The sequence below is a fragment of the Pseudomonas sp. BIOMIG1BAC genome (genome assembly GCF_001705995.2).
Taxonomy (GTDB): Bacteria; Pseudomonadota; Gammaproteobacteria; order Pseudomonadales; family Pseudomonadaceae; genus Aquipseudomonas; species Aquipseudomonas sessilinigenes.
Window position 1 is genome coordinate 1,313,076 of record NZ_CP049045.1, and the last position, 23,045, is coordinate 1,336,120.

Genomic DNA, 23,045 nt, shown 5'->3' on the forward strand with positions numbered 1-23,045 from the left:
GGCCCCTGCAGTCGCCTTAGAGCGGCTGCAGGATCTTGAGTCCCACCACCAGAGGATCTGCCCAGGCGCCTCTCGCATCACCTTCCATAACCATAAGAAACCGAACAGGTACCTTGCGATGCAAAACCAGATTGCCAGCTTTCGTGCTGCGCTCGACGCCCGCCCGGTGTCCGGCTACCAGTGGTCGCTATTGTTGCTGCTCGCCTTGTTGTTGGTCACCGACGGCTATGACGCCCAGGTCCTGGGCTACGTGGTGCCGGCCCTGGCCCAGGACTGGGGGCTGGAAAAAGCCGCTTTCGGCCCGGTGTTCAGTGCCAACCTGCTGGGCCTGACCCTGGGCTCCCTGGCAGTGACACCCCTGGCGGATCGTTTTGGCGTACGCCGGATTCTCCTGTGTTGCGTGCTGATCTACGCCAGCCTGACGGTGCTGATGGTGTTCAGCCAATCCCTGGACAGCCTGATGGCCGCGCGTTTTATCTGCGGCATCGGCATGGGTGGGGCGATGCCCAGTGCCATGGCGCTGATGTCTGAATATTCCCCGCCGCGCCTGCGCACCCTGATGGTGACCCTGGCTGCCTGCGGTTTCTCCTTCGGTGGCGCGGCCGGTGGTTTCGTCGCGGCCGGTTTCATCGACCAGTTCGGCTGGGAGGCGGTGTTCCTGGCGGGCGGCGTAACGCCGTTGCTGCTGTTTCCGTTCCTGTTCTGGTGGTTGCCCGAATCCCTGCCGCGGCTGTTGCGTGATGCTCCGCCCTATGCGCGCTTGCGCAAGGTCAGCGCGCGGATGTTGCCGGACTGGCAGCCACCAGCGGCGACTGGCGATGAGGGTCAGCAACAGGCTGCTGGCAAATTCACGGTGGTGGAGTTGTTCCGCCAGGGGTATGCGCGGCCGACACTGCTGATCTGGTCGACCTTTTTCGTCAGCCTGATCCTGCTGTATTTCATGATCAGCTGGCTGCCGACCCTGTTGCTGGAAAGCGGCCTGGCCCTGAAACAGGCCAACCTGGTGACGTCGATGTTCCTGTTCGCCGGCACACTGGGGGCCATTTGCATGGCCTGGCTCGCCGATCGCCTCAAGCGCAAGGTGCGGCTGTTGTCGGCGGTGCTGGCGGTGGCGGCGTTGTGTACCGTCCTGCTGGGGCTGAACCACGACAATCCGCGCTACCTGGTGGTGTTCGTATTCGCGGCGGGGTTCTGCATCATTGGTGGGCAACTGACCCTGAATGCCTTCGCCAGTAACTTCTATCCGGCCCAGGTGCGCGCCACCGGCACCGGCTGGGCGTTGGGGGTAGGGCGCTTCGGTTCGATCCTCGGGCCGCTGCTGGGTAGCATGCTGCTGGCGATGCATATCCCGGTGCAGCAGATTTTCTTCTTTTGCGCGGTGCCCGCCGTGCTGGCCGCGTTGCTGATCATCCGGGTGCGTGCACCCTCCGAAGGGACCGGCGGCGGCACAGGTGCGGCGCAGCCGTTGCAGGCACCGCTCAAGTCCTGAGGCGGGGTTAGCAGGCCAGGTGCTTGATCATCGGTACGCAGGCCAGGGTCAGGCCCCGGGGCGACTGGTACTGGGCGATGCGTTCGCCGACGAAGCCGCACTGGCGGTAGAAGTCCGCGGCATTCAGGGTCGAGTCCAGGATCAGGTGCGACAAGCCGGCCTGCACGGCCTGCTGTTCGATGTAGTTCATCATCTGCCGGCCGATTCCACGGCCCATGTAGGCCGGGTCGACGAAGACCGCGTCGACCTGTCCTGACTCAAGGTCGAGGATGGCACTGGCGGCGACCTGGCCGTCGATGACCGCCACATGCCCGCTGCTTTCCAGCCATTCGATGAAGGGCTGGCCAAGGTTGCCAGCGGTCCACACTTGCAGGTCGGCAGCGGGGTAGTACCCCGCGCATTGATGGTTGATGGCCTGGTTGCGAATGTCGAAGACCCGTTGTGCGTCTTCGCCGTGGGCTTTCCTGATGAGCATGGCGTGTCCGTTCCCTGGAGTGAGCCGTTCATCCTGCCAGAGAACTGGAGAGATTGTCCGAGGGTTTCGCTTGTTGTGTTCAGTGAACCACCTTGTTCGGCGGCAGGTGCCCCAGGCGCTCGGTCAGGCGCAGGCGCTGGATCGGATCGTCGCTGAGCAGCAGTGCTCGCTCCAGGTCGAAGCGCTCGGCGTTGGGGCACTCCAGGCGTTGGTAGAGACTGGCCCGGGCCAGATAGTCGGCGGCGCTGCCATCGCCCAATTCCAGTACCCGCTCGGCGTCGATCAGGGCGCCGAGGTGATCGTCATGGGACAAGTGCAGTTGACGCAGGTTACGCGACAGGCGCTGGAACATCTGGCGTGGTTCAGCGGTGAGCAGGTGCTCGGCGTTGAGCTTGAGATGGGCGCCATATTGGCGTTGCAGCAATTCGCGGCAATCGTTGGGGTACAGCCGGCGTCCGCCGCAGGGATCGAGCAGATAATCGGTGCCGGGTATCCGGAGCAGGAAGTGCCCGGGAAAGTTCACGCCGACCAGGGGAATGTGCAGCCGCTGCGCCAGTTCCAGGGCGATCAGGGCCAGGGCCAGGGGCTGCCCCCGGCGCCGCTCCAGGACCTTGTCCATCAAGGCTGCCTGGGGCCTGAGCGGCAGGAATTCGTCCTGCTGGAACCCCAGGTCGTTCATCAGGCGCAACAACGGTTGTCCCAGTTCGTTGGCTGGCAGTGACGGCAGGCTGCCGCCGACCTGTTGCTGGATGTGCTTGAACTCTTCCAATAGCAGGCCGGGCACCAGAGCTGGCTCATGCTCGGCACCAATCCATAACGCTGCCTCCAGCAAGGCAGGCGGTGAGCGGTGCAGGCAGGCGAAGAAAGCTTGACGCGGTTTCATGGCAACCTCCGACGGATGCCTCGTTTTAGCCCCGTCGTCGTGCTTCGTCCAGTCTCTGCGCAGTGGGTAGCGGGTTATTTCCCCTGGGTTGCAAGACGGCGCGGCTTATTCCTGCGTGGCGCAGCAATTTTCAGGCGCAAGCCTATACTGGCGACTACAAGAAGTGATTCGGGAGCCCGTCGATGTTCGCTCTCATGCACAGCACCCGCCTTGAATCGCTGCATCTTAGCGTCGACCCTCGAACCGGGTTGAAGGCAGTGATCGCCATCCATAACAACCGCCTGGGGCCCGCCCTGGGCGGTTGTCGTTATTTGCCCTATCCGGACGATGCCAGCGCTGTGGGCGATGCCGCGCGCCTGGCCCAGGGCATGAGCTACAAGGCCGCGCTGGCCGGTTTGCCCCAGGGCGGCGGGACCGCCGTGATCATCCGACCGGCCCATGTGGAAAGCCGCGCTGCGTTGTTCGAGGCCTTCGGTCGTTGTGTCGAGCAACTGGACGGGCGCTATATCACCGCCATCGACAGCGGCACCTCGGTAGCCGACATGGATTGCATTGCCCAAGAGACTCGTTACGTCACCAGTACCAGTGCCGCTGGCGACCCGGCCCCGCATGCGGCCATGGGCGTGTTCACCGGTATTCGCAGCACCGCCATGGCGCGCCTGGGCAGCGACAACCTGGAGGGCCTGCGGGTGGCGATCCAGGGCCTGGGCAATGTCGGTTATGCCCTGGCCGAACAGCTGCATGCCGCTGGCGCCGAGTTGCTGGTCAGTGATATCGATCCTGGCAAGGTGCAACTGGCCATGGAGCAGTTGGGCGCGCACCCGATCGCCAACGATGCCTTGCTCAGCACACCTTGCGATATTCTCGCGCCCTGTGGCCTGGGAGCGGTGCTCAACAGCCGCAGCGTGGCGCAACTGCGTTGCTCGGCGGTGGCAGGTTCTGCCAACAACCAACTGACCAACCTGCAGGTTGCCGACCAGCTGGAGCGGCGCGGCATCCTCTATGCCCCGGACTACGTGATCAACTCCGGAGGGCTGATCTACGTGTCGCTCAAGCATCACAATGAAGAGCTGCCAGTGATCACCGCCCATCTGTCGCAGATCAGCCTGCGCCTGACGGAGATCTTCGGCCATGCCCAGGCAGAAAAACGTTCACCGGCACGGATCGCCGACGAACTGGCGGAGCGAGTGCTCTATCGCTAGGTCCGCGCACCCGGCCCCTGTCTATGTAACATCGGCACCTGGAGGGTTGGCATGCGAAGGCCAGCCACTGGAGTGCTCAACCACCACGGGAATGAACTGGACGATGCCTGAAGTGCTGGATGCTGAGCTGGACGAACAGCTGTCTTGCGTATTGCACGGTGCCGCGGATCTTGAGGCGATTCGCCAGGTGCTGGTGCTGTACAGGGACAAGGGATTTTCAGCGCAGGCGGTGTACCGCTATCTGGGTCAGGTCAGGGCTGGCGCTGTTGATGCCGTGGAAGACCGAATCCTGGAAGCCATGGACATCGCATCCGGGTATTGCCCGGCAGGTTGCAGGGTGTGGGACACCGCGCGATGACCGTTATGCGGGCCCCCAGGTGGCCTGGCGCAAGCTCGGTCGCCAGGCATGAAAAAAGCCCTGTGCCATTGGCACAGGGCTTGTTCGATCAGGGGCTGCCTATTTGGTGGCCTTGGTCGCTTTCGCAGGCTTGACCGGTGCCTCGGCTTCGGCAGGTTGCTCTTTTTCGACCGTCTCCACGACTGGCGCCGGCTCGCTGAGCAGCTCGGCCAGTGCGTCTGGCTGGCTCTTGAAGGCCCTGGCGAACACATCGCGGTTCTTGGCCATGTAGATCCCAGCCTCTTCCACTTGCTGCTCAGTCAGCGATGGCACAGCCTTTTGCAACACTTGCGCCAGCACTTCAGCCAGTTCGAGCATCTTGTCATGACGGTCAGCTTCGGCTTTATCCATGAACAAGCGCTCCAGATCTCGGCTGCTGCGGTATACCACTTCGACGGCCATTCACCACCTCACATGCCTTCACGATAATGGGTCGATACAAATACTGTATCCATATACAGGTCGAGAGAATAGGCGAAACTATTTCCCTTGGATAGTGGCTTTTTAATGTAGACGGAATTTTTCCCCGAGTTGTACATCCCGCTCCTTGGGGCCAGGTGCACGTGCCTCGCCTGTGATGACCGCCATCTTACCGAGGTGTCCCTGGCCTTTTTTCTGCATGCAGAACAACCGTCACGTCCCATCCGCATCATCCGGTCGAAACGACCTAAGGAATAATCACCGTGAAAATCAATTGGGCCGAAAACCTGCGCCAGAGTGTTCATCAGCTGGCCGAGTCCCTGGGTAACCTGTTCGTCGAGTCGTTCCACTACCTGGCGCTGTTCGCCATCGGCGCGGTGACCGCCTGGGCGGCGGTGATGGAGTTCCTGCAGATGATCGAGGCGGGCCACATCAAGATCGACGACATCCTGCTGCTGTTCATCTACCTGGAATTGGGGGCGATGGTCGGTATCTACTTCAAGACCAACCACATGCCGGTGCGTTTCTTGATCTACGTGGCGATCACGGCGCTGACCCGCCTGCTGATTTCCAACGTTTCCCATCACAACCCGCCGGACCTGGGGATCATCTACCTGTGTGGCGGCATCCTGCTGCTGGCCTTTGCCATCCTGGTGGTGCGCTACGCCTCTTCGCAGTTTCCCTCGGTGAAGATCGAGCATCCACAGCGCAAGCTCGGTGCGGGCTCCAGCGAGCATCCTGAAGTGGAGAAGGGCGAACTCTAGAGCCGCGATGCCCGGGGAGCCTCCTGCGCTCCCGCCGCGGGCGGCAAGGGCAGTGGGTCGCCGTTGGTCATGGCTTCGAGGATGGCCACGGCGCTGTGCCCCTGCTCGATGGCGATGCCGAAGGCAATGCTCTGTACCAGGCGCTCGACACGCCGTGGATCGTTGCGCTGGGCGGCGCTGATCATGCGCTTGGCCACGACCCGACCCGCCTGGGACAAGGTCAGCATGAGGTTGCCATCCAGGCCCTGGATGCTCAGGTTGACCTGATACTGCGGGGTGAAGGTGTCGGTAATCAGTTGCAATGGATTGTCCATGAGGGTCACCGCCTGCTGGGATCGTGCAGTCATTGACCGGCCTGGGGCGAAATTAGTTCGTGATTGCAGACCGTCGGCCGGTCGTTCGTCGAGGCTTGCCAACGTCCGTATTCCTCATGCGGGATCAAGCAAGGGGCATGCCGCGGCCGGCGCCGGCCAATGAATCCGGGAGCAAAAAAAAGCGGACCGCAAGGTCCGCTTTTTCGTTGCCGCCCCGTTTCAGGGCAGGAAGGAGAAGATGATCGCCGACAGGGCGATCAGCCCGATCAACACCACGAACAGGTTCGACAGCTGGCCCGAGTACTGGCGCAGCGACGGTACGCGCTGGATCGCATACATCGGCATCAGGAACAGCAGGCAGGCGATTACCGGGCCGCCCAGGGTCTCGATCATGCCCAGGATGCTCGGGTTGAAGGTTGCCACTGCCCAGCAGCTGAGCACCATGAACAACGCGGTGAGCTTTTCCAGGCGGCTGGAGGACAGGGAGCGGCCGCGACCACGCAGGCTTTTCACGATCAGCCCCTGGAAGCCTTCGCTGGCGCCGATGTAGTGGCCCAGGAACGACTTGGTAATGGCCACCAGCGCGATCAGGGGCGCGGCGTAGGCGATGACCGGGGTCTGGAAGTGGTTGGCCAGGTACGACAGGATCGAGATGTTCTGCGCCTTGGCCGCGGCCAGGTCCGCCGGCGACAGGGCCAGCACGCAACTGAAGCAGAAGAACATCACCGTCAGCACCATCATGGCGTGGGCCATGGCCAGGATGCCGCTGCTCTTGCGCTCGGCCTGCTGGCCATAGTGGCGCTTCTGGTCCACGGCGAAGGCCGAGATGATCGGTGAGTGGTTGAACGAGAACACCATCACCGGGATTGCCAGCCACAGGGTCTTGAGGAACAGCGGCATGGACATGCCGTCGCCGGCGGAGGCGAAGAACGCACCGTTCCAGTTGGGGATCAGGCTCAGGGCCAGCAACAGCAGGGCGGCGACGAAGGGGTAGACCAGCAGGCTCATGGCCCGCACGATCACGCCCTGGCCGCAGCGCACGATGGCCATCAGGCCCAGGATCAGCAGCAACGACAGCACGGCCCGCGGTGGCGGGGCCATGTGCAGCTGGTGCTCCATGAAGCTGCCCAGGGTGTTGGTCAGGGCCACGCTGTACACCAGCAGGATCGGGAAGATGGCGAAGAAATAGAGCAAGGTGATCAGCTTGCCGGCGCCGACCCCGAAGTGTTCCTCCACCACTTCGGTGATGTCCCCGGAGCGTCCGGACAGGACGAAGCGGGTCAGCCCACGGTGGGCGAAGAAGGTCATGGGGAAGGCCAGCAGCGCCAGCACGATCATCGGCCAGAAGCCGCCGACCCCGGCGTTGATCGGCAGGAACAGGGTGCCGGCGCCGATGGCGGTGCCATACAGGCCGAGCATCCAGGTGGTGTCGTGCTTGCTCCAGCCCCGGGAGGCTGGTGCGCTGTCGCGGGGTGTCGCTACGGCAGGATTTTGAGTAGCAGGTGTGGGTACATCGGTCATCGGTATCGCCTCGTTATTATTCTTGCTCGGGCTCACGTGTTACGGACGGTCAGGGAAAGCTCCTCAGCATTCCACCCAGCTCACCGCCAGGCCGCCCCGTGAAGTCTCTTTGTATTTGTCGTGCATGTCGGCGCCGGTATCGCGCATGGTGCGGATCACCCGGTCCAGGGAAATGAAATGCTGGCCGTCGCCGCGCAGGGCCATCTGGGTGGCGTTGATCGCCTTCACCGCGGCAATCGCGTTGCGCTCGATGCAGGGCACTTGCACCAGGCCGCCCACCGGATCGCAGGTCAGGCCGAGGTTGTGCTCCAGGCCGATCTCGGCGGCGTTTTCCAGTTGTTCCGGGGTGGCTCCCAGGACTTCCGCCAGGCCGGCTGCGGCCATGGCGCAGGCCGAACCCACTTCACCCTGGCAGCCGACTTCGGCGCCGGAGATCGAGGCGTTCTTCTTGCACAGGATGCCCACCGCAGCGGCGCCGAGGAAAAAGTTCACGACATCGTCGTCGCAGGCTTGTGGGTTGAATTTCATGTAGTAGTGCAGCACTGCCGGGATGATCCCGGCCGCGCCATTGGTGGGCGCGGTAACCATGCGTCCGCCGGCGGCGTTCTCTTCGTTCACCGCCAGGGCATAGAGGTTGACCCACTCCATGGCCGACAGGGTCGAGGTGATGACGTTGGGCTTGCCGATCTCCAGCAGGTTGCGATGCAGCTTGGCGGCGCGGCGTGGCACGTCGAGACCGCCGGGCAGGATGCCTTCGTGGCTCAGGCCCTGTTCCACGCATTCGCGCATCACCGACCAGATATGCAGAAGGCCGCTGCGGATCTCGGCGTCGCTGCGCCAGGCCCGCTCGTTGGCCATCATCAACTCGCCGACCCGCAGGTCGTGGGTCTTGCACAGGGCCAACAGTTCGGCGGCGCTGTTGAAGTCGTAGGGCAGTTGCACGCTGGCGCCGGCGTCAGTTCCGGCCTCGACTTGCGCGGCCTCGACGATGAAGCCACCGCCCACCGAGTAGTAGGTCTGCTCCAGCAGGGTGCCGTGTTCGCCCAGGGCGACCAGGGTCATGGCGTTGGGGTGGTAGGGCAGGCTTTCGTCCAGCAGGAGCAAGTCCTGCTGCCAATCGAAGGCGATGCTCGAGCGACCGCCCAGCAGCAGTTGGCCGCTTTCGCGCAGTTGCTGGATCCGTGGACCGATGCTGCGCGGGTCGATGCTGTCCGGCCATTCGCCCATCAGGCCCATGACGCTGGCGCGGTCGGTGGCGTGGCCGACACCGGTGGCGGAGAGGGAGCCGTAGAGGCGGATCTGCACGCGCCGTACCTGCTCTTGCAGGCCCTGCTCGAACAGCGCCTGGGCAAAGGTCGCGGCGGCGCGCATCGGGCCGACGGTATGGGAACTGGACGGACCGATGCCAACTTTGAACAGATCGAAAACACTGATAGCCATGCTAAAGCCTTACAAGCAATGGAAGGTAGATCGCTGCCATTTTTTGTAGGCCAAGCGCAATGTCGGCGATACTGCCTCGGTCATTCAGCAGTGACCAACGAAATTTCCTAAGAGATCCTTTAGCAGGGCTAAACGATGAGTCGTCAGTTTCATGCCCAGACCTACGTCTGGCTGCATGTGTTTTCCTGTGCCGCGCGGCACCTGTCCTTCACCCGCTGCGCCGAGGAGTTGCACATCACTCCCGGGGCGGTGAGCCAGCAGATCCGCCAGCTCGAAGAACGCCTGGGGTTTCGCCTGTTCCACCGCCGGGCCCGGGGGGTGGAGCTGAGCGCCGAGGGCCAGCGCCTGGCCCTTACGGTGAGCGAGGCCTACGGCAGCATCGATGCCGAATTGCGCCGCCTGGATGCGGGCATGATCGGCGGTACCTTGCGCCTGCGCTCGATCCCGTCGTTCCTTGGCAAGTGGCTGACCCCGCGTTTGCCGCGCTTGCAGCAGCGCTATCCGGAGATCCAGCTGCGGCTGGTGGCGGAAGACAGCAGCGTGGCCCTGCACGAGGGCGACTTCGACCTGGCCATCGACCTGAACGACGGCAGCTATCCGGGCCTGCAATCCACGGCCCTGCTGGACGAGCAGATCTTCCCGGTGTGCGCGCCGAGCCTGCTGCGCGGGCGACCACCGCTGCATGGTCCGGCGGACCTGGCGCACTTTCCGCTGCTGCACGACATCACCGCCTGGCGTGGCAGCTACGAATATGCCGAATGGGAGTTCTACCTCAATGCCATCGGCTTCGAGGGGGCGGATGTGCGTCGTGGTCATACCTTCAACCGTAACCACCTGACCATCGAGGCGGCGATCGCCGGGATGGGGGTGGCGATCGCCCGGCGCACCCTGCTCAATGACGAGCTGGAGCGCGGCACCCTGATCGTGCCATTCGGTGTTGCGGTGCCCAATCACAAGCGCTATGTGCTGCTCTATGCGCCCGGTGCGCTGAGCCATCCCGGGGTGCGGGCGGTGCATGACTGGTTGGTGGAGGAGGCGGAGATATTTCGTGGTCTGCACCCCCTGGGAGAGGGGCAGGAATGAGCTGTTTCGCGTCGTGTCGCAAGCGCGGCTGACTCCCCACACTAACAGCGCCCTGGCGGTTTGTCCGGCTTTATTTGCGTATGAATATTTATATTTTTCCAGGGGTTGAAATGTTCTTCGCCGTGCCTAATTGTGTAATCAAGAGGTCACGAAATGCTGGTCAAAGCCAGGTTCCAGGCCTCTTGCGAGCAAGCTGAAATAAGGGAAGAACTATGCAAATCCAAGTCCATAGCGATAACCATATTCAAAGCAGCCTTCGGATGGAGGAGTGGGTGCGCAGCACCGTTGAAAGCACGCTCGAACGTTACGAGGAAGACCTGACCCGAGTGGTGGTCCATCTGCGTGACGAGAACGGCGGCAAGTCGGGTCCCGATGACCTGCGTTGCCAGCTGGAGGCCCGGCCCAAGGGGCACCAGCCGATTTCCGTGACCCACAAGGCCGATACCCTGGAGCAGGCCATCGACGGCGCCACCGTCAAGCTGGAGAGTGCCCTGGAGCACATGTTCGGCAAGTTGCGCGCCAAGCGCCCGGCAGCAGTGTCCGACAATGACGGCAGTGAGGCGGATGCCCTGCTCGAAGAAGAATTCCTGGAAAACCAGCAAGCTGCGCTTAATAGCTGATAGCTGGATTTTCCCTCAACCCGACGGGCCTGCATTGCAGGCCCGTTTTCTTTTGTGGGGCCTTAGAACGCGACCGACGTCTGCACGTACAGGGTCCGCGGCTCGCCCACGTACTTGCCCTTGTTGTTGTCGTCGAAGGAGCGGGTGAAGTACTGGTGGTTGAAGATGTTCTTCACCCCCACCGCCACGTTCAGGTCCGACAGTTGCGGCCCGAAGTCATAGCCGGCGCGGGTGCTGAACAGCATGTAGCCGGGAATGCGTCCATTGCTGCCGTCGAGGCTTTCGCGGGAGGTGTTGGCGTTGTCGGCGAACTGGCTGCTCTGGTAGCTGCTGTCGAAGTTGAGCTTCCACGGACCTTCGGTGTAGCTCACCCCCAGGGTGCCCTTGTGCTTGGACGAGAAGGGCACGCGATTGCCCTTGTTCGGCCCGTTCTCGCGGATGGTGGCGTCGACGTAGGCATAGGTGGCATAGACATTGAACCCGGCCAATGCCGGATCCAGGCCGTCGAGGGCGTAGTTGATGCTGCTCTCGATGCCCTGGTGCCGCGTTTGCCCACGGGCGATCACCGTATCGTTGGTCTGGTTGCTGTCGTACTGGTTGTCGAAGTTGATCAGGAAGGCGCCCAGCTCCGCGCGCAGGGTGTCATTGTCGTAGCGAGTGCCGATTTCCCAAGTACGGGCCTTTTCCGGCTTCACCTCACCGCTGGCCACCCGGTTGGGCATCTGGCTGTACTGCACGCTGCCGAACGAACCCTCGGTGTTGGCGTAGAGATTCCAGTTTTCGTCGACGTGGTACATCACGTTCAAGGCTGGCAGCGCGGTGTTGTAGTTGCCCTTGTACTTGACGTTGCTGAGGTTGTTGCTTTGCTGCGACTCGATCATTTCGTAGCGGATGCCCGGGGTCAGTGTCCACTTGCCGATATCGATGCGGTCGTCGACGAACAATGCATGGGCCTCGGTGCCGCCACGGGTGTCGCGGTCGTTGCGGCTGTTGCTGGTGGGCAACTGCTGGTTGGCGCTGATGGGCGTGCGGTAGCGCAGCTCGTGTCCGGCCTCGTTGATGTAGCGATAGCCGATCCCGACTTCGTGGCTACTGTTGCCCAGGTCGAAACCCTGGGCGAGGCGCGTCTCCAGGCCGCGCACCCAGTATTCCCGGGGCGACAGGGAGAGGAAGCTGCCCTGGTCCAGGTAGCCGCTGCGCAGGGTCTTGGTGAAGAAACTGTTGACGGTGAATTCGCGGCGATCCTCCTGGTAGCGATAGCCGAGGTTGAACATCGTCCGCCGGCCCCAGAACTTGTCGTAGGGGCGGGTCGATTGATAAGGGTTGGCCTTGTAGTCCGCCACGTTGAGGCCGCCGGGCATGTCGGCCTCGCCTTCATAGTATTGGGCCATGGCGTTGAGGCTGTTGGCCTCGTCGATCTGGTACTTGCCCTTGAGGATCAGGTCGTCGATCCGCGTACCGCTATGTTCGCGCCAATCGCCGCCGCGGGTGCCGGAGTACAGCAGCGCGCCGCCCAGGCCATTGTCGGCAGTGCCGCCAGCCAGCAGGTTGGCGTTGGTCTTGAAGCCGTCATGGCTGGAGGAGGGGCTGGTCTCGGTCTGGAAGCCGCCCTTGAAGGTCGGCGTCTCGGGAATCGCCCGGGTCACGAAGTTGACGATGCCGCCGACGTTCTGCGGGCCGTAGCGCACGGCACCGCCGCCGCGCACCACGTCCACGGCGTCCATGTTGCCCATGCTGATGGGCGCGAACGAGAGCTGGGGCTGGCCATAAGGGGCGAACGGCACCGGGATGCCATCCATCAGCACCGTGGAGCGCGAAGCCAGGCGTGGGTTGAGCCCGCGGATGCCGAAGTTCAGCGCCATGTCATGGCTGCCGGTGCCGTTGCTGTCCGGCGCGTTGACCCCGGGAATCCGGTTGAGCACGTCCCGCGCCTGGGTGGCGCCCTGGCGCTCGAATTCCTCACGGCGGATCACGTCCCGCGCCCCGGCATGCTCGAAGACATCGACCTGGCGGGCATCGCCCAGCCAATCACCAACCACGCTGGAGGCGCCCAGTTGCAGGGTGGCCGGTGCTGCGCCGGTTGTTGCCGGTTGCAAGCTGAAGGCATTGCCGCCCTCGGCCCGGGCTTGCAGACCAGTACCCTGCAGGAGGATCTGCAAGGCCTGTTCGGTGCTGTACTGCCCATCCAGGCCGTGGCTCTGCACGCCATGGGTGATTTGCGAGCCGAAGGAAATCAGCACGCCTGCTTCACGGCCGAACTGGTTCAGCGCGCTTTCCAGGGACATCGGGGCGATGTGGTAGGACTTGCCCGCTACCTCGGCGGCCTGGAGCTGGGACAGGCTGGCCAGGCCCAGGCTGGCCCCCAGTAGCAGGTGACGCAGTGAGCGGGCCAGGGGCGTGGGGCGAGAGGGTTGCTGAGTCATCGATGGCGATCCTGAGAAGGAGGAATCAAGGTGGCTTTCCCTTCTTGTCACCCGAGCCTGGCAAAACGGCTCATGCCTCATCAAAAAAATGTTCCAGTGTGTACAGACGGCTGTTGCCTATCGCTTCGTGTAGCCGCTGCCGCAGCTGCGCACGGTTCGGCACGAGCCGCTGGATTTGGCGGCCGCTGCGCGCCCGTGCGCAGCCTCGCCGGGGCTCGACAGCGGCTACAGGGGTCAGGCGCGGGCCTCGACGTTGACCCAGTAACGGGTGAAGCGTCGCACCCGGACTGGCAGGCTGACCTGCAACAGGTCGAGGATTCGTTCGCTGTCATCCAGGGGATAGCTGCCGGAAATCAGCAGGTCCGCCACTTGGGGATCGCAATGCAAGCGGCCCCGACGATAACGTCCCAGTTCGGCGAGGAAGTCCTCCAGGCGCATATGGGCCGCCACCAGCATGCCCTCGCTCCAGGCGCCGCTGCCGGCCTCCAGGGCGCGGGGAGCGTCCCAGCCATCGCGGCGAAAGTCCAGTTGCTGCCCGGCCGCTACCTGGGGAGGCGCAACGCTGTAGGTGCCGGGTTCCACACGGGCGATGCCGGCATACACCGCCAGTTGGCTGTGGCCCCTGAACTGGCGCAGATTCAAGCGCGCGGCGCTGGTTTTCACCAGGCCCTCGGCGCTTTGCACCAGCAGTGGCCGCGGGTCCTTGCCGGCGCTGAGCATGATCTCGCCTTCCAGCAGGCGGATCAGCCGTTGCTGGCTGTCGAAGCGCACATCCACCGCGCTGCTGGTGTTGAGCTGCAACTGGCTGCCGTCGCTCAGCTGCAGCTTGCGCCGCTGGCCCCGGGTGCTGCTGTAGTCCGCCAGCAACGGCGGTAGCGGGTTGTGCTCGCGCAGGTTCCAGGCCGCCGCGGAACCGACCCCCAGGACCAGCAGCAACTTGAGAGCCTGGCGTCGGCCGCTGGACCTAGGGGCATTCAAGGCCGCATGGGCTAGGGGCGCGGGCAAACCGCGCAAACGCTGGTTGACCCGCAGGATATGGGCCCATGCCCGCTGATGTTCGCTGTGGGCGTCGTGCCACTGCTGCCAGGCCTGCTGCTGGCGCGGGTCCAACGGGCCGTCCTGCATCTCGATCAACCAGTGCACCGCCTGCTCGGCGACCTGGTTGCTGAACTCAGCTTGGGCATTGAGGTGGGGATTCATCGGCGCTCTCAAAGGGCGAAGTAGCAGCGCATGGCCGCCCTGTTCAGGTGGCGCTTGACCGTGGCGATGGAAATGCCCAGCTCGCGGCCGATCTCGGCGTAGCCCAGGCCATCCAGTTGGCACAGCAGGAACGCACGCTTGATCTGGGCTGGCAGGCCATCGAGCAGGCTGTCCAGCTCCTGCAAGGTCTGCAGGATGATCGCTCGTTCTTCTTCCGATGGCGCGACCTGCTCGGGCAACTGCGCCAGGGCTTCCACATAAGCGCGTTCCAGGTCCTGGCGCCGGTAGTGATTGCACAGCACGCGCTTGGCGATGGTGGTGAGGAAGGCCCGGGGTTCGATCAGGGCCGGGGTTTCCCGGGCGCCCAGGATCCGGATGAAAGTGTCCTGGGCCAGGTCGGCGGCGCTGTCGGGGCAGCCGAGGCGGCGCCGTAACCAAGTGTTCAACCAACTGTGATGGGCCAGGTAGAGGCCTTCGACGGTAGCGGAATGGGACAAGCCGGACGCTCCTGCACTGACAAGACGCATAAGGTAACGAGAATTGTTCGCATTGTAGTGGGGCGATATGAACTTCGGCAATTGGCGCGGATGGACGGGCAGGGCGGTGACCCTCAGCGCTTTTTGCGTATGAGAATATTTATCATTAGTATTGTCCGCCTTCTGTACCCGGGCATGCGCGTCCGGGCTTTCTTTCGCTGCAAGGTCCGAACATGAAAAGCAAGGCCGGCGGGATCTCCGCTTCCTATCGCCTGGCGGTGGCATCGCGGGTTTGCGCCGCGGTCCTGGGCGGCTATCTGCTGGCAGCCCTGGTCACTGCCTGCCTGTCCCTGCTGCTGCCGTTGTCCAAGGTCGACGCGGTGCTCAGTGGGATGATGAGTTCGTTCCTGTTCTACCTGTTGGCGGTGATCTGGTGCTTCGCCTGTCGTACGGCCTGGCACGCCTGGTTCGGCTTGCTCCTGCCTTGCCTGCTACTGGCGTTGGTGGCCGGTAGCGCCTATTGGGTGGCCCTGCCATGAAAGAGGGTTTGCGCCAGTCCATGGCCTGGTTGCACACCTGGACCGGGTTGTTGTTCGGTTGGCTGCTGTTCGCCATCTTCCTCACCGGGACCCTGTCCTATTTCAAGCACGAGATCAGCCACTGGATGCAGCCCGAGATCCCGGCGCGGGCGGTGAATGTCGAGGCCAGCCTGGGTCTGGCCCAGCGCTACCTGGAGCAGCATGGCCAGGGCGCGCAGCGCTGGTTCATCGGCCTGCCCGATGCCCGTGAGCCGGCCCTGTCGGTGGCCTGGCAGGCACCGGGTAAACCGGGCGAACGCGGCGCCTTCAGCGAGAAGCTGCTGGACCCGGCCACGGGCAGCGAGCTGCATGCGCGAGAGACCCGGGGCGGCGAGTTCTTCTATCGCTTCCATTTCCAATTGCAGATGCCCTACCCATGGGGGCGCTGGCTGTCGACCATGGCGGCCATGGTGATGTTCGTCGCCCTGGTCAGCGGCATCATCATCCACAAGAAGATCTTCAAGGACTTCTTCACCTTCCGCCCGCGCAAGGGCCAGCGCACCTGGCTCGATGGGCACAACGCACTGGGCGTGCTGGTGCTGCCGTTCCACCTGATGATCACCTACAGCAGCCTGGTGATCTTCATGTCCATGGTCATGCCGGCGGGTGTCCTGATCGCCTACAAGGGTGACAACAATGCCTTCTTCCAGGACCTGCAACCGGCCGCGCGCAACACCCCGGCTGCAGGTGAACCGGCGCCGCTGGCGCCCTTGCAACCGATGCTCAGGCAAGCCTTGCAGCACTGGTCGGGAGGACGTGCGCAGCGGGTGGTGGTGAACTATCCGGGAGACGCGAGCGCCTCGGTGCAGGTCATGCGCCATGGGGCCGACCAGGTGGCCCGCAACTTCGGCAGCGCGCTGGCGTTCAACGGCGTCACCGGCCAGCCATTGTCGGAAAGTCCCGGGCAGTCGCTGCCCAAGGCCATTGGCGGCAGCTTCTATGGGTTGCACATGGGGGTGTTCGCCGGACCGGTGCTGCGCTGGCTGTACTTCATCTGCGGCCTGGCCAGCACCGCGATGATCGGCACCGGGTTGGTGATCTGGCTCGGCAAGCGCCAGCTCAAGCATGCCAAGAGCCCAGCCATGCCCTTCGAACTGCGCCTGGTGGAGGTGCTGAACATCGCCAGCATGCCTGGGCTGGTGCTGGCGGTGGCGGCCTTTTTCTGGGCCAACCGCCTGTTACCGGTGAGTCTTGCCGGTCGCGCGGACTGGGAGGTCAACGCTTTCTTCATTGCCTGGGGCCTGAGCCTGCTGCACGCCCTGGTGCGCCGCGGTCGTCGTGCCTGGATCGAGCAGTTGAGCCTGGCGGCCTTGCTATTGGCCGGCATCCCGTTGCTGGATGCCTTGACAGGGCCACACCTGGCCGATGGTTTCCTCAGCCGGGGAGACTGGACCCTGGCCGGCTTCGACCTCGCTTGCCTGGTCAGTGGCCTGTTCCTGGGCTGGGCGGCGCGCAAGATGCAGCGCACAACCCCGACGCCCGACTCCCACAAGCGGCGTGCTCGTTCGCGGCTGATTGATACCGAGGTGGATTGAATGCTCCTGGTGCTGTTGCTCTGTTATGCCGGTTTCACCGGTTTGTGCCTGTCCCTGGATCGGCACCACGGCGAGTTGCTGGGCAGCAAGCCGACGCCCCGTCGCCGTCATGGGCTGCGCCTGGGCGGCTGGCTGCTGCTGGGGTTGTCACTGGTCGCTGCCGTGCAGGGCACCGGCTGGAGCCTGGGGTTGGTGCAGTGGTGCGCGGTGTTGATGTGCAGTGCCTTGCTGTTGGTCCTGCTATTGCCGTACCGCCCGCGGCTGGTGCTGTCGATGGCGGGCGCCAGCTTGCTGGCCAGCCCGCTCGCGGCCCTGGCCCAGCTCTGACCGGGAGCTGGCCGATGAATGCCCTGCCTCCGGAACCCGGCAAGCTGGATCACCACGATCCCCTGGGGAGCCGCGCGCATTTTCTCCAGGTATTCCTGTCCCAACGCTCGCAGATGGAAGCCCTGGTCAGCCGTCGGGTCGGCTGCCGGGCGACCGCCGCGGACCTGGTGCAGGACCTGTTCCTGCGTTTCTGGCGTCGCCCCCTGGTGCAGGTCGAGGAGCTGAGCACCTACCTGTTGCGCTGCGCCGCCAACATTGCCATAGACCATTTGCGCAGCGAGGGCGCGCGGGTGCGCGTCAGCGCCGGTTGGGTCCCGGAGCAGCAGGACCAGCATGGCCTGGAGCCCCAGGCCGTGCTGGAGGCCGGCAACGATTTGCGTCATGTGGAGGCTGCCCTGCGCAACCTGCCCCAGCGCACCCGACAGATCTTCCTGCTCAATCGTATCCACGGACGCAAGTACGCCGAGATCGCCAAGGCCATGGACCTGTCCCAAAGCGCCGTGGAAAAACATATGATGCGCGCCCTCGAAGCCTGCAAGGCCAGCCTGCGGGAACCCTCGACCACGCGTACGCCAAGGAATGCCCCGTGAACCAGCGCTCCACCGTCACCCCGACGCCCGCCCAGGAACAGGCCGCCCTGGCCTGGTTGAGCCTGCTCCACGACCAGCCCAGCAGTGGCGACCAGGCCACCTTCAGCCAGTGGTTGCAAGCCGACCCGGCCCATGTCGAGGCCTATGCCCAGGCCCAGGTGCTGTGGGAGTTGAGCGAACAGCCGGCGCGTACCCTGGCCGCCGAAGACGCCCAGGCCCTGCAAGGCTTGCTGCAGCGCATGGATGGGGCCAAGGGGCATGCCCGCCGACGCTGGTCGGTGGGGCTGGCGATGGCTGCCAGTGTGCTGTTGGCAGTGGCCCTGGGAGCTGGCTGGCAACCGCGCCACTGGGTCGACGACCTGGGGGCCGACTACGTTTCGTCCCAGGGGCAGGTGCGCACGGTGGTCCTTGCCGATCACAGTGAAGTCACGTTGGACGCCGACAGCGCCATCGCCGTGGATTTCAGCCACGGCCAGCGGCATGTCCAACTGCGGCGCGGCGTCGCTTTCTTCAAGGTCAGCCATACCGGCGAGTCTTTCGTGGTGAGTGCCGAGCAAGGCGAGGCCCGGGTCCTGGGCACCGAGTTCGAAGTTCGCCTGCAACCCAGGGGTGCCCAGGTCACGGTCCTGTCCGGGCGGGTCGGGGTCACGCCGGCCGAGGGTGCGCCCCTGCAGGTGCTCGGCGCCGGCCAGCAGGTGGCCTACGGCCAGGGCCAAGCCGATCCGTTGCACGCCGCCGACAGCGCGACACAACTGGCCTGGCGCCAGGGCTGGTTGAACTACTATCACGCGCCCCTGGCCGAGGTGGTCGCGGACCTGCGCCGGTATTTTCCCGGACGCATCCTGCTGCTCAACGATGAGCTGGGCTCGCGGCGGATCAGTGGCAGTTTCTCCAGCAAGGACCCACAGGCAGTCCTGGACTCCCTGCAGGCGGTATTGGGTTTCAAACAGCACAAGATGCTCGGCCGGTTCATCGTCCTGCGCTGAGAAGCCTGTCCCAGAGCTCCCGAACATTCATCGATATCACTTCGTTCTGTCACCAAACCGTTACACGAGGCGCGGATGATCTGCGCATTCCTGAGTACATGGTCAGGATCGGAGAGGGTTGTGATTCAGCTCTCGTAGGGGAGGGATGGCTGAAGCAGGAGCAAGTCGATGCGCAGCTGGGATGTAGCTAAAAAGAAAAAAGCCCATATCGAAATCATCCCGATGATCGATGTGATGATGTTTCTCTTGGTGTTCTTCGTACTCATCAGTCTCAACGTGATCCCGGCCGTGGGGATCAAGACGCAGTTGCCGGTCGCCAGCACCGCGCAACAGTTGAAACCGCAAAACAAGGCGGTCATCACCCTGGGCCTGCAGGAACGCCTGCAACTCGATGGCCAGGACCTGGATGAAGGTGCGCTGCTGGCACAACTCAAGGTGCTCAACACCGGCAGCGAAAAGCTGGTGATCATCATCAATAGCGACCAGGGTGTTGAGGTCAAGCGCCTGGTCTCGGTGATGGACCTGCTCAAGGGCAATGGTTTCTCGTCCGTCTCCATCGCCACACGCAAGTCCTGACGCCATGTTCAGTCTCTATCGAACCCGCAAGCTGCTGGCGTGCCTGCTGCCGGCCGGCCTTCTGTTGCTGGTGATCTACAGCAGCCAGTTGCAGCAGTTGCAGATCACGCCGGTGTATGACGAAAGCACCGTGGAAGTGGCCCTGGTGGATGCCAGCGAGCTGTTGGCCGCGGCCGAGCCGCCACCGCCCGAACCGGAGCCGTTGCCCATCGAGCCCGAGCCGCCGGTGGTGGTCCCGGATGAAGAACCCCTGGTGATCGAGCCGCCCAAGCCCAAGCCGGTGGTCAAGCCCAAGCCCATGGTGCCCAAGCCGCTGGTGGCCAAGCCCGAGCCCGCCAAGCCCGTGGCGCCTAAACCGGCCCCGGCACAGGTGGCCAAGAGCACCCCGACGCCGCAGCCCGCCGTGGCCGAGGCGCCAAAACCACCGGTGGCGACACCGGCCCCCGCACCGGCCCCCGCATCCGCGGCGCCAGCCAGTGCCATCAAGGAAAGCCTGTACACCGCTGCTTTGCGCAAGGAACTGGAAAAGCACAAGCAATACCCCAGCGGCCGCGAGGCCTCGTTGCAGCGCCCCCAGGGCGATGTGGTGATCTGGCTGGAAGTCGATCGGGCCGGCAACGTGCTCGACAGTGGCATCGAAAACAAGGCGCCGAACATGTTGCTCAACCGTGCCGCGCAAACCAGTTTGCGTCGCGTGGAAAAGGTCTCGCCATTCCCGGCGGACGCCTTCTCGGGCAAGAACAAGCAACGGTTCACCGCGACCTTTAGTTACAACGTGGAATAACCCATCACCTATTAACGAAAGTTGTAAGCAAGGGATTGACCCGTGAAGATCAATAAACTTTATGCCCTGCTTCTGGCATCGGGCCTGGGCAGTTTTGCGCCATTGGTTCTGGCCGACGATACCGTGGACGTCGGTGCGGTGAACGTTGCCGGCAAACAGTCCCTGGGCAATGGCCACATGATCAAGGAAGAAAGCGCCAAGGCGCGCTCCACCGTGACCAAGGAAGCCATGGACCAGATGGCGCCCACTGCCAACGCCGTGGACAAGCTCAAGTACACCCCGGGGATCAACGTCTCCAGCAGCGATGCCACGGGCCTGAGCGGCACCAGCTTCACCATGCGCGGGATGAACTCCGACCAGGTGGGCCTTTCTTCCGATGGCTTCCCGATCAACGACTCGGGTGACTACGCCATCTACCCGAACCTGATGGGCGACTCGGAAAACTTCAGCGAAGTGTTCGTCACCCAGGGCTCCTCCGAGGCCGATGGCCCGCATATCGGTTCCAGCGGTGGCAACATCGGCCTGGTGAGCATGCGCCCGACCAAGGATTTTGGTGTGTTCGTCAAGCAGTCGGTGGGCTCGAACAACCTGCGCAAATCCTTCGCCCGGCTGAACACCGGCGACCTGGGAGGCTTCAAGACCTGGGTCTCGGCCTCTCATACCGAAGGCGACAAGTGGAAGGGCAAGGGCACCCTGCGTGCCGACAAGGTGGAGTGGAACACCTTGTTCGAAGACGGCAATGGCAACTCCACCAACGCCATCTTCAAGTACAACAAGCAGGAGAACTACAACTACAACAGCGTCAGCAAGGCCCAGTTCCAAACCCAGGGCCGGCGCGTGGACTACTCGGAAAGCACCGTGTTCAAGAACGGTAGCGTGTCCCAGTCCTACAAGCTCAACCGCAACCCCTTTGAAAGCCTGACCGCCTCGGTGACCCAGCGCTTCCAGCTGCGTGACGACCTGAGCCTGACCTTCAACCCGTACTACGTATGGTCCAACGGCGGCAGCTTCAGCGGCCAGACCGCCACGACCTTGTCCAGCTCTTCCAGCAAGGCCGGCAACTATGACCTGAGCGGATTGCCCAGCGGCAGCTACTACCGGCCCTCCTGGACCGAGACCTGGCGCCCGGGGATGACCACCAAGCTCAAGTGGGACCTCAACGAAGAGCACAGCCTGGACTTCGGCTACTGGTACGAGCGTGCCCGCCAGCGCCAGACCCAGCCCTTCATCGGCATCAAGGGCAATGGCGCGCCCGAGAACGTCTGGGGCGACTACAACGGTTCCGACCAACTGGTGGATCGCAATGGCGCTACGGTCCAGGGCCGGCACCAGTACACCGTGACCCCGGCGCAGAAGCTCTGGGTGCAAGACACCTGGCAGGCGACCCCGGACCTGACCCTGACCGGGGCCCTGGCGTACCAGCATGTGGAGCGTGACGGCAACAACCTCGGCAGCCTGACCGACAAGCCGGAAAAGCGTAATGTCCGCTATCACGAGTTCCTGCCCAGCTTCAACGCCAAGTACCAGATCGACCCGAACAACCAGGCGTTCTACAACGTCACCCGCAACATGCGCACGCCGCCCAACTACGTGCTCTACAACAAGGGCGACTCCATCAGCCTGAAACCCGAGCTGAGCTGGAACCAGGAACTGGGCTGGCGCTACAGCGAAGACAACATGGCCCTGAGCGCGACGCTGTTCTACATCACCTTCAAGGACCGGCAGATCTCCACCACCGACCTCAACGGCGACTACGTGGTGGCCAACGTCGGCGAGGTGAAGAACCGCGGCCTGGAGCTGGAGTGGAGCGGGCTGCTGCCGCACAACTTCAACTACTACGCCTCGTACACCTACACCAAGTCCGAACAGATGGACGACCTGACCAACAAGAACGTGCTGCTGCCGACCTCCGGCAAGCAACTGGTCAACGTGCCGGAGAACATGTTCAACCTGAGCCTGGGCTACGACGACTCGCGCTACTACGGCAACGTCGTCGGCAAGTACGTCGGTGCGTTCTACGGCGACCTGACCAACGACGAGAAGATCTCCGGGCGCACCGTGTTCGACCTCAACGCCGGTATCCACCTGCCGGTGGACAAGAAGGTGCTGAAGTCCGCGACCCTGCGTTTCTCGATGCTCAACGTGTTCGACAAGGAATACCTGGCCTCGACCCGCACCGTGTCGTTCAACTCGGTGAAGACCAATGGCCTGGCACCGAGCACCGCCTACTACAACGTCGGCGAGGAGCGGACCGCGATGGTCTCCCTGGAAGCTGCGTTCTGATTCGTTTCAGGCACAAGAGGACATGACGATGGACATGAATCTGCTGCACGACATCACCTTCTACACCATGTACGGCGCCGCCGCGATCGCCGCCTTCATCGCGGTGGAGCGGGGTATCTACTTCAGCTTCAGCCTGCGCCAGGCGAAGAAACTGGAGACCGTGCTCAACCCGAAGATGCACAGCGTCGACGACCTGCCGGCGCAGCTGCGCGAGCGCAACAGCCTGCCGCTGGAGATGGTCGCCGAACTGTTCGCCCACAAGCAGGGGCTGGCCAGCCACAAGGACCTGGAAGACCTCAGCGAGTCGATCTACATCGCCACCCGCAGCAAGCTGATGCATGGCCTGTGGTTGCTGGAGACGGTGGTCACTGCGGCGCCGTTGCTGGGCCTGCTGGGGACCATCCTGGGGATCATCGACACCTTCAAGGCCCTGGCCGAGACCGGTGTCTCCGACCCGGGTGAAGTCTCCAAGGGCATCGGCACCGCGCTGTACGCCACGGCCCTGGGTATCGCCATTGCCCTGGGCAGCATGATCTTCCACAACCACTTCCAGGATCGGGTCGAGCGCATTACCGACCACCTGAAGATCCTGCTGCTGCGCGCCGGCATGGGCACTGCCCTGAAGGCGCCGCCAGCTCCACAAGTGGTCCACGGCAGCCTGCAACCTGCCTGATGGCCT

At 63.6% G+C, this 23,045-nt stretch carries 23 protein-coding genes and 1 pseudogene; 15 read left to right on the forward strand and 9 right to left on the reverse strand.

Annotation, left to right across the window (positions count from 1 at the left end; genetic code table 11):
- Nucleotides 1–118: 118 nt before the first annotated feature.
- Nucleotides 119–1,489 (forward strand): MFS transporter, encoded by a 1,371-nt coding sequence (locus ATY02_RS05995; RefSeq protein ID WP_068584094.1) that lies wholly within the window; start codon nucleotides 119–121, stop codon nucleotides 1,487–1,489.
- Nucleotides 1,490–1,496: 7 nt separating this feature from the next.
- Here ATY02_RS05995 and ATY02_RS06000 read toward each other — a convergent pair whose 3' ends face one another.
- Both ATY02_RS06000 and ATY02_RS06005 read right to left on the reverse strand, forming a co-directional pair.
- Entirely contained in the window at nucleotides 1,497–1,964 is a 468-nt protein-coding gene (locus ATY02_RS06000) for a GNAT family N-acetyltransferase (protein WP_068584092.1), read from the reverse strand.
- Between the two features lie 79 nt (nucleotides 1,965–2,043).
- Entirely contained in the window at nucleotides 2,044–2,847 is an 804-nt protein-coding gene (locus ATY02_RS06005; protein ID WP_068584087.1) for a SirB1 family protein, read from the reverse strand.
- Nucleotides 2,848–3,029: 182 nt separating this feature from the next.
- On the opposite strand from ATY02_RS06005, the gene ATY02_RS06010 reads away from it, so the two are divergent.
- Together ATY02_RS06010 and ATY02_RS06015 are read left to right on the forward strand one after the other, a co-directional pair.
- Nucleotides 3,030–4,049 carry a Leu/Phe/Val dehydrogenase gene (locus ATY02_RS06010; protein ID WP_068584084.1) on the forward strand — a complete coding sequence of 340 codons (1,020 nt, stop codon included), beginning with the start codon at nucleotides 3,030–3,032 and terminating at the stop codon, nucleotides 4,047–4,049.
- 103 nt (nucleotides 4,050–4,152) lie between these two features.
- A complete protein-coding gene (locus tag ATY02_RS06015; protein WP_068584081.1) occupies nucleotides 4,153–4,407 on the forward strand; it encodes a hypothetical protein in 255 nt (84 codons plus the stop codon).
- Between the two features lie 186 nt (nucleotides 4,408–4,593).
- Here the strand turns inward: ATY02_RS06015 and ATY02_RS06020 are convergent.
- Nucleotides 4,594–4,848, reverse strand: a pseudogene (locus ATY02_RS06020) (YebG family protein); the annotation flags it as partial.
- A gap of 281 nt (nucleotides 4,849–5,129) precedes the next feature.
- Between ATY02_RS06020 and ATY02_RS06025 the strand changes: the two are divergent.
- Entirely contained in the window at nucleotides 5,130–5,630 is a 501-nt protein-coding gene (locus ATY02_RS06025) for a phosphate-starvation-inducible protein PsiE (RefSeq protein ID WP_068584076.1), read from the forward strand.
- Here ATY02_RS06025 and ATY02_RS06030 read toward each other — a convergent pair.
- The 3 genes from ATY02_RS06030 to ATY02_RS06040 all read right to left on the reverse strand — a co-directional run bounded on the left by ATY02_RS06030 (nucleotide 5,627) and on the right by ATY02_RS06040 (nucleotide 8,905).
- On the reverse strand, nucleotides 5,627–5,944 hold the full coding sequence (locus tag ATY02_RS06030) for a DUF3509 domain-containing protein (protein WP_068584073.1): 318 nt from the start codon (nucleotides 5,942–5,944) through the stop codon (nucleotides 5,627–5,629). The two genes, ATY02_RS06025 and ATY02_RS06030, sit on opposite strands and share 4 nt — an antisense overlap.
- A gap of 219 nt (nucleotides 5,945–6,163) precedes the next feature.
- A complete protein-coding gene (locus ATY02_RS06035; RefSeq protein ID WP_068584070.1) occupies nucleotides 6,164–7,465 on the reverse strand; it encodes a serine/threonine transporter in 1,302 nt (433 codons plus the stop codon).
- Nucleotides 7,466–7,528: 63 nt separating this feature from the next.
- Nucleotides 7,529–8,905 (reverse strand): L-serine ammonia-lyase, encoded by a 1,377-nt coding sequence (locus tag ATY02_RS06040; protein ID WP_068584066.1) that lies wholly within the window; start codon nucleotides 8,903–8,905, stop codon nucleotides 7,529–7,531.
- A gap of 135 nt (nucleotides 8,906–9,040) precedes the next feature.
- Here ATY02_RS06040 and ATY02_RS06045 point away from each other — a divergent pair, with 135 nt between their 5' ends.
- Both ATY02_RS06045 and ATY02_RS06050 read left to right on the forward strand, forming a co-directional pair.
- A complete protein-coding gene (locus ATY02_RS06045) occupies nucleotides 9,041–9,988 on the forward strand; it encodes a LysR substrate-binding domain-containing protein (RefSeq protein WP_068584064.1) in 948 nt (315 codons plus the stop codon).
- Between the two features lie 212 nt (nucleotides 9,989–10,200).
- Entirely contained in the window at nucleotides 10,201–10,608 is a 408-nt protein-coding gene (locus ATY02_RS06050; protein ID WP_031320917.1) for an HPF/RaiA family ribosome-associated protein, read from the forward strand.
- A gap of 62 nt (nucleotides 10,609–10,670) precedes the next feature.
- On the opposite strand, the gene fecA is transcribed toward ATY02_RS06050, so the two are convergent.
- The 3 genes from fecA to ATY02_RS06065 all read right to left on the reverse strand — a co-directional run bounded on the left by fecA (nucleotide 10,671) and on the right by ATY02_RS06065 (nucleotide 14,728).
- Nucleotides 10,671–13,031, reverse strand: a complete 2,361-nt coding sequence (fecA, locus tag ATY02_RS06055; protein ID WP_068584060.1) for a TonB-dependent Fe(3+) dicitrate receptor FecA — start codon at nucleotides 13,029–13,031, stop codon at nucleotides 10,671–10,673.
- Between the two features lie 234 nt (nucleotides 13,032–13,265).
- A complete protein-coding gene (locus tag ATY02_RS06060; RefSeq protein WP_068584058.1) occupies nucleotides 13,266–14,231 on the reverse strand; it encodes a FecR domain-containing protein in 966 nt (321 codons plus the stop codon).
- 8 nt (nucleotides 14,232–14,239) lie between these two features.
- Nucleotides 14,240–14,728 (reverse strand): sigma-70 family RNA polymerase sigma factor, encoded by a 489-nt coding sequence (locus ATY02_RS06065; protein ID WP_068584055.1) that lies wholly within the window; start codon nucleotides 14,726–14,728, stop codon nucleotides 14,240–14,242.
- 212 nt (nucleotides 14,729–14,940) lie between these two features.
- On the opposite strand from ATY02_RS06065, the gene ATY02_RS06070 reads away from it, so the two are divergent.
- From ATY02_RS06070 to ATY02_RS06110, 9 genes are all read left to right on the forward strand, one after another.
- Entirely contained in the window at nucleotides 14,941–15,246 is a 306-nt protein-coding gene (locus ATY02_RS06070) for a DUF3649 domain-containing protein (protein WP_068584052.1), read from the forward strand.
- Nucleotides 15,243–16,820 (forward strand): PepSY-associated TM helix domain-containing protein, encoded by a 1,578-nt coding sequence (locus ATY02_RS06075; RefSeq protein WP_068584049.1) that lies wholly within the window; start codon nucleotides 15,243–15,245, stop codon nucleotides 16,818–16,820. The genes ATY02_RS06070 and ATY02_RS06075 overlap by 4 nt, the downstream gene beginning before the upstream one ends.
- Nucleotides 16,821–17,147 (forward strand): DUF3325 domain-containing protein, encoded by a 327-nt coding sequence (locus ATY02_RS06080; RefSeq protein ID WP_068584046.1) that lies wholly within the window; start codon nucleotides 16,821–16,823, stop codon nucleotides 17,145–17,147.
- 14 nt (nucleotides 17,148–17,161) lie between these two features.
- A complete protein-coding gene (locus ATY02_RS06085; protein ID WP_068584041.1) occupies nucleotides 17,162–17,737 on the forward strand; it encodes an RNA polymerase sigma factor in 576 nt (191 codons plus the stop codon).
- Nucleotides 17,734–18,723: a FecR family protein gene (locus ATY02_RS06090; protein WP_068584038.1), complete on the forward strand. Its 990-nt coding sequence runs from the start codon at nucleotides 17,734–17,736 to the stop codon at nucleotides 18,721–18,723. The genes ATY02_RS06085 and ATY02_RS06090 overlap by 4 nt, the downstream gene beginning before the upstream one ends.
- Nucleotides 18,724–18,891: 168 nt before the next feature.
- Complete coding sequence (locus ATY02_RS06095) at nucleotides 18,892–19,299, forward strand: ExbD/TolR family protein (RefSeq protein WP_068584035.1); 408 nt, start codon at nucleotides 18,892–18,894, stop codon at nucleotides 19,297–19,299.
- Between the two features lie 4 nt (nucleotides 19,300–19,303).
- Entirely contained in the window at nucleotides 19,304–20,083 is a 780-nt protein-coding gene (locus tag ATY02_RS06100; protein WP_068584032.1) for an energy transducer TonB family protein, read from the forward strand.
- A 42-nt stretch (nucleotides 20,084–20,125) separates the two neighbouring features.
- Nucleotides 20,126–22,366, forward strand: coding sequence for a TonB-dependent receptor family protein (locus tag ATY02_RS06105; RefSeq protein WP_068584030.1), 2,241 nt, complete (start codon nucleotides 20,126–20,128; stop codon nucleotides 22,364–22,366).
- A 28-nt stretch (nucleotides 22,367–22,394) separates the two neighbouring features.
- Entirely contained in the window at nucleotides 22,395–23,039 is a 645-nt protein-coding gene (locus tag ATY02_RS06110) for a MotA/TolQ/ExbB proton channel family protein (RefSeq protein WP_068584027.1), read from the forward strand.
- Nucleotides 23,040–23,045 lie beyond the last annotated feature (6 nt).

What these genes read in the sequence shown, in the direction of transcription:
- ATY02_RS05995 (WP_068584094.1), top strand. Translation starts at nt 119, where the DNA reads ATGCAAAACCAGATTGCCAGCTTTCGTGCTGCGCTCGACGCCCGCCCG.
- ATY02_RS06000 (WP_068584092.1), bottom strand. Translation starts at nt 1,964, where the DNA reads ATGCTCATCAGGAAAGCCCACGGCGAAGACGCACAACGGGTCTTCGAC.
- ATY02_RS06005 (WP_068584087.1), bottom strand. Translation starts at nt 2,847, where the DNA reads ATGAAACCGCGTCAAGCTTTCTTCGCCTGCCTGCACCGCTCACCGCCT.
- ATY02_RS06010 (WP_068584084.1), top strand. Translation starts at nt 3,030, where the DNA reads ATGTTCGCTCTCATGCACAGCACCCGCCTTGAATCGCTGCATCTTAGC.
- ATY02_RS06015 (WP_068584081.1), top strand. Translation starts at nt 4,153, where the DNA reads ATGCCTGAAGTGCTGGATGCTGAGCTGGACGAACAGCTGTCTTGCGTA.
- ATY02_RS06030 (WP_068584073.1), bottom strand. Translation starts at nt 5,944, where the DNA reads ATGGACAATCCATTGCAACTGATTACCGACACCTTCACCCCGCAGTAT.
- ATY02_RS06035 (WP_068584070.1), bottom strand. Translation starts at nt 7,465, where the DNA reads ATGACCGATGTACCCACACCTGCTACTCAAAATCCTGCCGTAGCGACA.
- ATY02_RS06040 (WP_068584066.1), bottom strand. Translation starts at nt 8,905, where the DNA reads ATGGCTATCAGTGTTTTCGATCTGTTCAAAGTTGGCATCGGTCCGTCC.
- ATY02_RS06045 (WP_068584064.1), top strand. Translation starts at nt 9,041, where the DNA reads ATGAGTCGTCAGTTTCATGCCCAGACCTACGTCTGGCTGCATGTGTTT.
- ATY02_RS06050 (WP_031320917.1), top strand. Translation starts at nt 10,201, where the DNA reads ATGCAAATCCAAGTCCATAGCGATAACCATATTCAAAGCAGCCTTCGG.
- fecA (WP_068584060.1), bottom strand. Translation starts at nt 13,031, where the DNA reads ATGACTCAGCAACCCTCTCGCCCCACGCCCCTGGCCCGCTCACTGCGT.
- ATY02_RS06060 (WP_068584058.1), bottom strand. Translation starts at nt 14,231, where the DNA reads ATGAATCCCCACCTCAATGCCCAAGCTGAGTTCAGCAACCAGGTCGCC.
- ATY02_RS06070 (WP_068584052.1), top strand. Translation starts at nt 14,941, where the DNA reads ATGAAAAGCAAGGCCGGCGGGATCTCCGCTTCCTATCGCCTGGCGGTG.
- ATY02_RS06075 (WP_068584049.1), top strand. Translation starts at nt 15,243, where the DNA reads ATGAAAGAGGGTTTGCGCCAGTCCATGGCCTGGTTGCACACCTGGACC.
- ATY02_RS06080 (WP_068584046.1), top strand. Translation starts at nt 16,821, where the DNA reads ATGCTCCTGGTGCTGTTGCTCTGTTATGCCGGTTTCACCGGTTTGTGC.
- ATY02_RS06085 (WP_068584041.1), top strand. Translation starts at nt 17,162, where the DNA reads ATGAATGCCCTGCCTCCGGAACCCGGCAAGCTGGATCACCACGATCCC.
- ATY02_RS06095 (WP_068584035.1), top strand. Translation starts at nt 18,892, where the DNA reads ATGCGCAGCTGGGATGTAGCTAAAAAGAAAAAAGCCCATATCGAAATC.
- ATY02_RS06100 (WP_068584032.1), top strand. Translation starts at nt 19,304, where the DNA reads ATGTTCAGTCTCTATCGAACCCGCAAGCTGCTGGCGTGCCTGCTGCCG.
- ATY02_RS06110 (WP_068584027.1), top strand. Translation starts at nt 22,395, where the DNA reads ATGGACATGAATCTGCTGCACGACATCACCTTCTACACCATGTACGGC.